Source organism: Pseudomonas sp. DE0157 (assembly GCF_007678615.1).
GTDB classification, from domain to species: domain Bacteria; phylum Pseudomonadota; class Gammaproteobacteria; order Pseudomonadales; family Pseudomonadaceae; genus Aquipseudomonas; species Aquipseudomonas parafulva_B.
Window position 1 is genome coordinate 71,442 of record NZ_VEJN01000022.1, and the last position, 8,136, is coordinate 79,577.

General features: G+C 62.3%; 6 protein-coding genes. 3 read left to right on the forward strand and 3 right to left on the reverse strand.

Annotation, left to right across the window (positions count from 1 at the left end):
• Positions 1-74: 74 nt before the first annotated feature.
• The 3 genes from FS777_RS20565 to FS777_RS20575 all read right to left on the reverse strand — a co-directional run bounded on the left by FS777_RS20565 (position 75) and on the right by FS777_RS20575 (position 2,590).
• Positions 75-506, reverse strand: a complete 432-nt coding sequence (locus tag FS777_RS20565) for a PACE efflux transporter (protein ID WP_058637770.1) — start codon at positions 504-506, stop codon at positions 75-77.
• Between the two features lie 74 nt (positions 507-580).
• Positions 581-1,888, reverse strand: coding sequence for an ATP-binding protein (locus tag FS777_RS20570; protein WP_145257435.1), 1,308 nt, complete (start codon positions 1,886-1,888; stop codon positions 581-583).
• A 6-nt stretch (positions 1,889-1,894) separates the two neighbouring features.
• Positions 1,895-2,590 carry a response regulator transcription factor gene (locus FS777_RS20575; RefSeq protein WP_145257438.1) on the reverse strand — a complete coding sequence of 232 codons (696 nt, stop codon included), beginning with the start codon at positions 2,588-2,590 and terminating at the stop codon, positions 1,895-1,897.
• Positions 2,591-2,798: 208 nt separating this feature from the next.
• Between FS777_RS20575 and FS777_RS20580 the strand changes: the two genes are divergently transcribed.
• From FS777_RS20580 to mobA, 3 genes are all read left to right on the forward strand, one after another.
• A complete protein-coding gene (locus tag FS777_RS20580; RefSeq protein WP_058637772.1) occupies positions 2,799-3,974 on the forward strand; it encodes an efflux RND transporter periplasmic adaptor subunit in 1,176 nt (391 codons plus the stop codon).
• Between the two features lie 11 nt (positions 3,975-3,985).
• Positions 3,986-7,114: an efflux RND transporter permease subunit gene (locus FS777_RS20585; RefSeq protein WP_145257441.1), complete on the forward strand. Its 3,129-nt coding sequence runs from the start codon at positions 3,986-3,988 to the stop codon at positions 7,112-7,114.
• 61 nt (positions 7,115-7,175) lie between these two features.
• A complete protein-coding gene (mobA, locus tag FS777_RS20590) occupies positions 7,176-7,751 on the forward strand; it encodes a molybdenum cofactor guanylyltransferase MobA (RefSeq protein WP_145257444.1) in 576 nt (191 codons plus the stop codon).
• Positions 7,752-8,136: the final 385 nt, after the last annotated feature.

An 8,136-nucleotide genomic window follows, 5' to 3' on the forward strand; every position in this document is an offset into this window, starting at 1 on the left:
GCGGTAATAATGCTGGCGAAGGCAGGCTGATAGCGGTTCATGCGCCGAACGTTAGCCCGAGGGCTGGCCGCACGTCAACACTTGGCCTGCTGCGCCGACAACGGCACGTCAAAAACCTTGTCGAAGCCCCACTGGAACACGAAGGCGTAGACGAAGAAGAAGACGAACAGGGCCAGATTGGTCAAAAGCGCTGCCAGCAGGCTGACTTGCAACCAATAAGCCACCAGCGGCAGCAGGATGACCACCAGGCCACCCTCGAAGCCAAGCGCATGCAGCAAGCGGCGCAATAGTGTGCGCTTGCGCTGAGGCTGGCGCGCCTCCCAGCGCTCGAACACCCAGTTGTAGAGCATGTTCCAGCTCATCGCAACGCCTGACATCAGTACCGACAGCACGGTGGACTGCGCCATCCCCGCCCCGAACGCCAGCTCCAGGGCGGGGGCGACGCACGCCACGGCGATGGCCTCGTAGAGAATAGCCTGGACGATCTTGCGGGCCTTGCCTTGCATGTTCAGCTCCCTGAATGACGACCCGACACGCTACAAGATCCCGCCGGTTAAATGAAGAGGCTTACTATCAGGCATCAGGCCACCGTCCCGGCGGGCAAGCGAATACGGAACTGCGCTCCGCCCAATGGGGACTGGGCAACCGTCAAGGTCCCGCCCTGCCCCTCAATGGCCCGCCTGCTGATCGCCAACCCCAAGCCGAATCCACCCGTGCTGCGGTCACGGCTGCGGTCCAGGCGATAGAACGGCTGGAAGATTCGCTCACGCTCCTCGACGGGAATGCCAATGCCGTCATCTTCTACTGTCAGCAGGCATGCTCCGTCGGGCTCCAGGTGCAAGCGCAGCACCAGGCGCTGCTCGCAGTAGCGCATGGCATTGCGCACCAGGTTCTGCACTGCTCGGGCCGTCAGGCGCGGATCGAGCACGAAGCGTGGCAACTCGGCGTCGGCATGCACCTCCCACTGGATGCCACGCCCGTCCAACTCCTCGGCAAAGCTGCCTAGCACGCTGTCCACCAGCTCGAGCAACGACACCTCCACCCGCTCGCGCGCCTGGTCGGCATTGTACAAACGGCTGTAGGACAACAACTCCAACACCAGTTCGTCCAGCTCTCGCACATGCCCGACCAGCTCCAGCAAACGCTTGCGGCTGGCCGGCGGCACTTCGTCAAATAGCAGCACCAAACCGAAATCCAAGCGTGTCAGAGGCGTGCGCAGCTCGTGGGACACGGCATTGAGCAACTCGCGCTGCTGATTGACATGGCGTTCAAGGTCGCTTGCCATGGTGTCGAACACCCTGGCCAGTTCGCCAATGTTCGAATGCGCCGAGATATGCGTGCGTTCGGACATCTGCCCTTGGCCCAGGCGCCGGGCCGTTTCCTTCAAGCGCTCCAAGTCACGCCAGTGCGGCCATACCCAGAGCAACAGGCAACCGAGCATCGCGGCCCCGATCAACACCGTCACGCCCCAGGACAGGACGTTGATGTCCAAAGGATCGGGCGGCGAATCCAGGCGTACCAGCCAATGGCTGTCCAATGGCGCCAGCAGGGTTTCGTAGTAGCCCCATTGGGCCAGGCGCACTGCCGACTCCCCCTGTGCCAATCGTGCGCGCTCCGTTTCATCCAAGCGGGCATGGTCAATACGCAGCAGCTGTACCTGCAAGGGCGCAAAATCGTCGGCAAGCGCCTGCGCCACGACAGGCCACTGGGACTGGGGAGCCTGGTGAAACTGACGCACGATCAGCGTCTGCACACCTTTGGTCTGGCTGAGGTTGTAGGCCATGAAGCGTTCCTGAAACAGCCCCACGATGGTGTCGGGTATGAACAGCAAGGCTCCGGCATAGGCCACGATGATCAGCAGATACAGCCGCACCAGGATCTTGAACATCGCGGCTTACTCCCACTCGACACGGCTGAACAGATAGCCTTTGCCCCAGACCGTCTTGATCTTGCGTGCTTCGCCTGCGTTGTCGTCGAACTTGCGACGCAGTTTGGAAATGGCCACGTCCACCGAACGGTCGGTGCCGTTGAACTCGATACCGCGCAGCTGTTGAAGAATGCGGTCGCGATTGAGTACCACCCCGGCATTGCGCGCCAGCACGACCAGCAGGTTGAATTCCCCGGCCGACAGGTCGACAGGCTCGCCGCGCCAGGTGACGGTGCGCTCGGCCAGGTCGATGCACAACCCACCCACCACGATCAGGTCATGGTCCAGCCTGGGTTCGTTACCGCTGCGTCGCAGCAAGTTGCGCACCCTTGCCAGCAACACCCGTGGCTCGCACGGCTTGGTGACGTAGTCGTCAGCACCCATTTCCAGCCCCAGCACCTGGTCATGGCTGTCATCGCGGGCGGTGAGCATCAGGATCGGCAGGCATTGGGACTGCTGACGCAATTGGCGACACACCTGCAGGCCGTCCAGGCCTGGGAGCATCAGGTCGAGAATCACCAGGTCGGGTTTGTCCCGGCGATATTCGTCCAGCACGTGGTCACCCCGGGCGATGACCCGGACCACAAATTCGTTGCGTTGCAGGTAACTGGCGATGAGCTCGGCCAGGGCGCTGTCGTCTTCGACCAGAAGTATAGTGGGCATGGGTCGCTTGGCAGGCAGATATAGGGACTTGCAGCACTGCGGCTCGGCATGGCCAGGTGAGCGCTGCGTTATAGTGGCCCAAGCTTATAGAAACATCACGGTGCACAACCCATCGTTTCACACTTTTTCACACTCCCCGTACAGCTGTTAACAGCCAATCATGACCCGGGTGCCGTAGCATAGCGCAGATCATCAGTGGAAGATCCCAATGTCCGACACATTCACTGTTACCCTGCGCCGCATGGCGCTTCTGGCGCTTGTAGGCTCGAGCCTGGGCGGCTGTAGCGCTAGCGACGAACCCGAACAGCAAGCCCCGGTCCCGCATGTGCGCGTCGAGACGCTGCAACTGCAACCGTTGGCCATTACCAGCGAGCTCAACGGCCGCATTCTGGCGCCGCGTACCGCTCAGGTGCGGGCTCGGGTGGCCGGCGTGGTGCTCAAACGGGTCTACCGCGAAGGTAGCGACGTCAAGCAGGGCGATGTGTTGTTCCAGATCGATCCGGCACCCTTCAAGGCCGACCTGGACAGCGCTCAGGCGGCACTGGCCAGAGCCGACGCCACCCGTTATCAGGCTCGCCTGCAAGAGCAGCGTTACCGCGAGCTGGTCAACGACAAGGCCGTCAGCGGCCAGGAATACGACAACGCCAAGGCCAGCCTGCTGCAAGCCAACGCAGCGGTGGCCGAGGCCAAGGCAGCCGTACAACGAGCCCGTCTGAACCTGGGATACGCCACCGTCACCGCCCCCATCGCTGGCCGCATTGGCCGCGCCCAGGTGACCGAAGGCGCATTGGTCGGGCAGAACGAAGCCACGCCGCTGGCGACCATCGAGCAACTGGACCCCATTCATGTCGACGTCACCCAGTCAACCCGTGAGATCACGGCGCTGCGCAAGGCCTTACGTGCCGGCCAGCTCCAACGGGTCGACGCAGACCAGGCCCGTGTCACCTTGATCGAAGACGACGGCAGTGCCTACCCGCTGCCCGGCAAGCTGTTGTTTTCCGACATCCAGGTCGACCCTTCGACCAATCAGATCACCCTGCGCAGCGAGTTCCCCAACCCCAACCTCGACTTGCTGCCAGGCAGCTATGTGCGCGTGCGCCTGGCCCAAGCCGTGCAACCGCAAGGCCTGAGTGTCCCGCAACGGGCGATCCTGCGTGACAGTGCAGGCGTGCCGAAGGTGCTGGTCGTGGATGCTCAGTCGCAGGTCAGCGAACGGCCGGTGGTCCTGGGCAGCGTACAGGGCGACCGCTGGGTAGTGCGCGACGGCCTGGCTGCCGGTGACCAGGTGGTGGTCGAAGGCCTGCAACATGCCAAGGAAGGCGAACGCGTGCAGATTGACCCCGCGCCCCAGGCCACCTCCGTCACCCAGCACACCGGCCAGTGAGGGCTTGATCGATGCCGCAATTCTTCATTGACCGCCCTATTTTCGCTTGGGTGGTGGCGCTGTTCATCCTGCTGGCTGGCGCCCTGGCCATTCCTCAGTTGCCTGTGGCGCAGTACCCCAATGTTGCGCCACCGCAGGTAGAGATCTACGCCGTATACCCTGGCGCCTCGGCGGCAACCATGGATGAAAGCGTGGTCAGCCTGATCGAGCAGGAGCTCAACGGCGCCGACAACCTGCTGTACTTCGAGTCGCAGAGCAGCCTGGGCAGCGCCACCATCACCGCCACCTTCGAGCCGGGCACCGTGCCCGACCTGGCCCAGGTCGACGTGCAGAACCGCTTGAAAGTGGTCGAGTCGCGCCTGCCACGCCCGGTTACCCAACAAGGGTTGCAGGTGGAAAAGGTGTCCACTGGCTTCCTGCTGCTGGGCACGCTCACCTCCGAGGATGGCAAATTCGACGAGACCGCGTTGTCCGACATCCTGGCGCGCAACGTGATGAACGAGATCCGGCGCATCAAGGGGGTCGGCAAGGCGCAGCTGTATGGCTCCGAGCGCGCCATGCGCATCTGGATCGACCCGGCAAAGCTGGTCGGCCTGAACCTCACTCCCAACGACGTGGCCGAAGCCATCAGCGCCCAGAATGCGCAGGTAGCGCCCGGCAGCATCGGCGACCTGCCCAGCCCCGCTACCCAGGAGATCACCGCCAACGTGGTGGTCAAGGGCCAACTGACCACGCCAGAAGCGTTTGCCGCCATTGTACTGCGGGCCAATACCGACGGTTCGGTGGTGACCATCGGTGATGTAGCACGGGTAGAAATCGGTGCCCAGGAGTATCAGTACGGCACGCGCCTGAATGGCAAACCGGCCACCGCATTCAGCGTGCAGCTGGCCCCGGGTGCCAACGCCATGGAGACGGCCACACTGGTGCGCGCCAAGATGAAGGACCTGGCGCGCTACTTCCCGGAGGGTGTGAAGTACGACATTCCCTACGACACCTCGCCGTTCGTCAAGGTCTCCATACAGCAGGTCATCAGCACGCTGTTCGAGGCGATGGTGCTGGTGTTCGCGGTGATGTTCCTGTTCCTGCAGAACCTGCGTTATACCTTGATTCCCACACTCGTGGTGCCCGTGGCGCTGATGGGTACGTTCGGCGTGATGCTGTTAATGGGCTTCTCGGTTAACGTGCTGACCCTGTTCGGCATGGTTCTGGCCATTGGCATTCTGGTGGATGACGCCATTGTAGTGGTCGAGAACGTTGAGCGAATCATGGCTGAAGAAGGCCTGGCGCCACGGGAAGCCACACGCAAGGCCATGGGCCAGATCAGCGGGGCGATCATCGGCATCACGCTGGTACTGGTAGCCGTGTTCCTGCCCATGGCCTTCATGAAGGGCTCGGTCGGCGTGATCTACCAGCAGTTTTCGGTGTCCATGGCAGTTTCCATTCTGTTCTCGGCCTTCCTTGCCCTGAGCCTGACGCCGGCGCTGTGCGCGACGTTGCTCAAGCCTGTGAACCAAGGCGAGCATCATCAGCGCGGCGGTTTCTTCGGCTGGTTCAATCGGCGCTTCGAGGGTATGAGCAAGGGCTATGAGGGCTGGGTGTCCCAAGCACTTCGCCGCAGCGGGATCTACCTGCTGGTGTACGCCGTGCTGCTGGGCGTGTTGGGCTACGGCTTCAGTCAGTTGCCCACCGCCTTCCTGCCCACCGAAGATCAGGGTTACACCATCACCGATATCCAACTGCCGCCAGGCGCTAGTCGCATGCGGACCGAACAAGTAGCGGCTCAGATCGAAGCGCACAACGGCGGTGAAGCTGGCGTGGGCAATACCACGGTAATTCTGGGTTTCAGTTTCTCCGGCAGTGGCCAAAATGCCGCGTTGGCCTTCACGACCCTGAAGGACTGGTCCGAACGTGGCGCCGATGACAGTGCCCAGTCCATTGCCGATCGCGCGAACATGGCATTCACACAGCTCAAAGACGCCATCGCCTTCGCCGTACTGCCGCCGCCGATTGACGGGCTAGGCGAGTCCACCGGCTTCGAGTTCCGCCTGCAGGACCGGGGTGGGCTGGGTCATGCCCAACTCATGGCTGCACGTGACGAGCTGCTGGCCAAGGCGAGCAAGAGCCCGCTACTGACCAACGTGCGCGAGGCGTCCCTGGCCGAAAGCCCGCAAGTGGAGCTGGAGATCGACCGCCGTCAGGCCAATGCGCTGGGGGTCTCGTTCGCCGATATCGGCTCGGTGCTGGACGTAGCCGTGGGTTCGAGCTACGTCAATGACTTTCCAAACCAAGGCCGCATGCAGCGGGTGGTGGTGCAAGCTGAGGGCGATCAGCGCAGCCAGGTGGAAGACTTGCTGAAGATTCACGTGCGCAACAGCGCCGGCAAGATGGTGCCGCTTGGCGCCTTCGTACAGCCCCGATGGGTCAGCGGCCCAGTCCAGCTGACGCGTTACAACGGTTACCCGGCGGTGTCCATTTCGGGTGAGCCGACAGCCGGGCAAAGCTCCGGTCAGGCCATGGCCGAGATCGAGCAAATCGTGGCGCAGCTTCCGCCCGGCGTAGGGCTGGAATGGACCGGATTGTCGCTGCAGGAAAGGCTCTCGGGCAGCCAGGCGCCGGTACTCATGACCCTGTCGCTGCTGGTGGTGTTCCTGTGCCTGGCGGCATTGTATGAAAGCTGGTCGATCCCCACGGCGGTGCTGCTGGTGGTCCCCCTGGGCATTCTGGGTGCGGTGCTGGCGGTCACACTGCGCGGCATGCCCAACGACGTGTTCTTCAAGGTGGGCTTGATCACCTTGATCGGGCTTTCGGCAAAGAACGCCATCCTGATCATCGAGTTCGCCAAAAGCCTGGTGGACCAGGGCATGGATGCCACCCAGGCTGCACTCGAGGCTGCCCGCCTGCGCCTGCGGCCCATCGTAATGACGTCTCTGGCGTTCATCCTTGGGGTGGTGCCGCTGGCCATCGCCACCGGTGCCAGCTCGGCAAGCCAGCAGGCCATCGGTACGGGGGTCATTGGCGGTATGTTGAGTGCCACACTGGCGGTGGTCTTCGTGCCGGTGTTCTTCGTCGTGGTGATGCGTTTTTCCGGGCGCCGACGGCCACTGGAGCCTGGCCACGGGCTAGCCACACGCAATCACTGACTGGACAAGCGGAACGTTAAATGGGAGGGTTTCTGGCATTGACTGCCAGGAACCCTTTTTCATGCCTGCCACCCTGCCCCCTTGCTCTGTCCTCATGCTCGCCGGCGGCCGTGGCCAACGCATGGGTGGGCGTGACAAAGGGCTGATCGACTGGCAAGGCCGTCCTCTGATTGCCCACGTTCATGCGGTGGTTCGTGGGCTCAGTGATGACCTGATCGTTTCGTGCAATCGCAATCAGCAGGTCTACCAGCGGTACGCAGAACAATGCGTGAGTGATGTCGAGGCCGGCTTCCCCGGCCCACTGGCTGGCGTGCTTGCCGGGTTGGCGGTAGCGCGGCACGGGTGGGTGGTGGTGCTCGCCTGCGATGCGCCACGGGTCGATCAGGTATTGATCAACGACCTGCGTCGCGCCGCCTTGGCGGCCAACAATGCCGCCATGGTCCGCCAGGGTGGGTATTGGCAACCGATGTTCAGCGTGCTGCCCCACGCCATCCTGCCACTGCTTGCGCAAGCCTGGAACGCTGGAGAGCGCAGTTTGCAGAGAGCCTTGCTCGGCTCGCCAGTGGCGGCGGTTGATTGCGCTGAAGAGGATTGCCGGTTGAATAATTTCAATAGCCCGCAGTGGCTTGAGGACTGACAAGGTGGTTGTCGGGGTTTTCCCGGTACGAAGAGCAACAGTGGGCTGTGGCGCGGCCCCAGGAATTTAGCTTCGCAGCATAGATTGCCGGGGCTGTCTCGCAACCTATTGCGGCCTGTCAGGCGCCCCGGCGATGTCGCACTTAAGTGCTATATACGTCAGCAGATATCGTGAATACTGTTCCGAATATAACTATTAAACGCAACCAGACACCTCTACTCAAAGTTAAAACAGGTTACTGTTTCTTTTAGTGCTTCTGTTGATTTTGACCTTGATCTTGATCTTCGCGACTTCAGAAGGCCGAACGTAGGTCTTGCGGAGGGAGGTGACAGGCATGGATGCCTGTCAAGCGCTGGGCCCCAGGATGGGGCCTACAGCGCGGTCC